The sequence below is a fragment of the Pedococcus sp. P1_H8 genome, assembly GCF_056405175.1.
On record NZ_JBFUCP010000068.1, the window covers coordinates 1 to 603 of the forward strand.

Here is a 603-nt window from a genome sequence, read left to right on the forward strand (position 1 = left end):
TTTCCGGGGTGGCCGGCAGTAGAGGAAGGCAACGATGAACGCTCCTGTCACGCAGGGAGAAGGACCCGCCCCACGCCGTGTGGTGGTCGCCGAGGACGAGGTCCTGATCCGCATGGACCTGGTCGAGATGCTCCGCGAGGAGGGCTACGACGTGGTCGGCGAGGCCGGGGACGGCCAGCGCGCCGTCGAGCTCGCCGAGGAGCTGCTGCCCGACCTGGTGATCATGGACGTGAAGATGCCTCGCCGCGACGGGATCGACGCCGCGTCGGAGATCGCCGTGAAACGCATTGCGCCGGTGGTGATCCTGACCGCGTTCAGTCAGCGCGAGCTGGTCGAGCGGGCCCGTGACGCCGGTGCGATGGCGTACCTGGTCAAGCCGTTCTCCAAGGCGGACCTGGTGCCGGCCGTCGAGCTGGCCGTGAGCCGGTTCGCGGAGCTCTCCGCCCTCGAGACCGAGGTGGTCAACCTGACGGACCGCATCGAGACCCGCAAGCTGGTCGAGCGGGCCAAGAGCGCGCTGATGACCTCGCAGTCGCTGACCGAGCCCGAGGCGTTCAAGTGGATCCAGCGCGCCGCGATGGACGGCCGCACCAGCATGAAGGT

1 protein-coding gene is annotated in these 603 nt (G+C 68.8%); it reads left to right on the forward strand.

Annotated elements, in window-relative coordinates; translation table 11 throughout:
• Positions 1 to 34 precede the first annotated feature (34 nt).
• The coding region (locus AC1DYG_RS18865; RefSeq protein ID WP_477641402.1) for an ANTAR domain-containing response regulator at positions 35 to 603 on the forward strand (569 nt) is incomplete at its 3' end.